Source organism: Dolichospermum sp. UHCC 0352 (assembly GCF_009711925.1).
GTDB classification, from domain to species: domain Bacteria; phylum Cyanobacteriota; class Cyanobacteriia; order Cyanobacteriales; family Nostocaceae; genus Dolichospermum; species Dolichospermum lemmermannii.
In genome coordinates, this window is the sequence record NZ_VIKY01000268.1 from 1 (window position 1) to 1377 (window position 1377).

General features: G+C 41.6%; 2 protein-coding genes. Both read right to left on the reverse strand.

The window, feature by feature from the left end:
• Positions 1-36 precede the first annotated feature (36 nt).
• The gene (locus FJR06_RS19165; protein WP_015081085.1) at positions 37-705 is read right to left on the reverse strand and encodes an ABC transporter ATP-binding protein; all 669 of its coding nucleotides are present in this window, start codon (positions 703-705) and stop codon (positions 37-39) included.
• A 14-nt stretch (positions 706-719) separates the two neighbouring features.
• On the reverse strand, positions 720-992 hold the full coding sequence (locus FJR06_RS19170; RefSeq protein ID WP_015081084.1) for a hypothetical protein: 273 nt from the start codon (positions 990-992) through the stop codon (positions 720-722).
• Positions 993-1377 lie beyond the last annotated feature (385 nt).

Genomic DNA, 1377 nt, shown 5'->3' on the forward strand with positions numbered 1-1377 from the left:
TGACTCCTGACTCCTGACTCCTGACTCCTACTAAACCTAATGGTGTACTTGAATTAATCGCTGTTTGAGCCGTTCTGCCGCACCGGAATCAACTAAACAACCTTTTTCCAATAAAAAAGCACCATCACAGTAATTTAACTCTTCTAACCGATGAGTTACCCACAAAGCCGTAATCCCGCGACTTTTAACTAAATTACGCACACTAGCTACTAAATCGAGTTGACTATCTGGATCTAGTAAAGCAGTGGGTTCATCTAATAATAAAACATCACAGTGACGAGCGATCGCTCCAGCAATAGCCACCCGTTGTTTTTGTCCCCCAGAAAGGGCGTAAATAGGTCGTCGCTGTAGAGACAATAAATTTACTGCCCCCAAAGCTTCCTCAACCCTAGCCTTCACCATAGCAGGTTGTAACTTTTCCGCCACCAAACCAAAAGCCACATCTGCCCCAACCGTTGGCATTACCAATTGATGATCAGGATTTTGGAACACAAAACCAACAGGAGGTGAAACCATAACTTCCCCAGATTGAGGAGCTAGTAAACCCGCTATTAATCTCAGAAGCGTAGATTTACCACTGCCATTGGTCCCCAAAAGCATCCAAAACTCACCTTTAGGTACTTGAAGAGAGCAAGATTTGATCACTTGCTCCCCATTAGGCCAAAAGAAGTTTAAATTATTAACTTCAATGCCCACTGCTGTCATGTTTACACCTTGGGTTACTCAGCACTAAAAGCAGCAAAGCCAGGCGCTCTACCACTGCTAGTAGCTGCACTATCTTTTTGGATAATCTGGACTCCCGAAATTTCACTAGCACGAACAGCAATTTTTTTCTCTGTTTTGCCTTCGCACTTGAGTTCCACAAGATCAGGATTACCAGAGCGCATGGCTGCCAAAATTAGCTGATAAACAGCTTCGGCATCTTCAGTAGACTTGCGTTGTACTGATATAGGGAAAGCAGTATTTCTGATGCTTAAGTCAATGGTAAACATTTAGAATTAATGAATTTTCACTTTAAAACCCATTCTAGCGTCATTAGTCAGTTGTCAGTTGCTAAGAAATTTTTCCCTACTTTCCTACCTTCCAATTCTCAAATAAAATTTTTTTTCTCGTCCACTGGCAAAATTAGAGATTTTCACCTATTATGATAGAAAGCGTAAAAAATTGTAAACTAGATTGACAATCTGGTTAATTTTGTGTAGGCGGCTCATATTCGCCATCTATAAACGCATAAAATCCGTAATTATAAAACATTTTGGAGATTTGCTCTCATGACCATCGCAGTTGGACGCGCCCCCAGTAGAGGGTGGTTTGACGTATTAGACGACTGGCTAAAGCGCGATCGCTTCGTATTCGTAGGTTGGTCAGGAATATTAT

Coding starts and splice junctions, on each gene's coding strand:
- FJR06_RS19165 (WP_015081085.1), bottom strand. CDS start 705: ATGACAGCAGTGGGCATTGAAGTTAATAATTTAAACTTCTTTTGGCCT.
- FJR06_RS19170 (WP_015081084.1), bottom strand. CDS start 992: ATGTTTACCATTGACTTAAGCATCAGAAATACTGCTTTCCCTATATCA.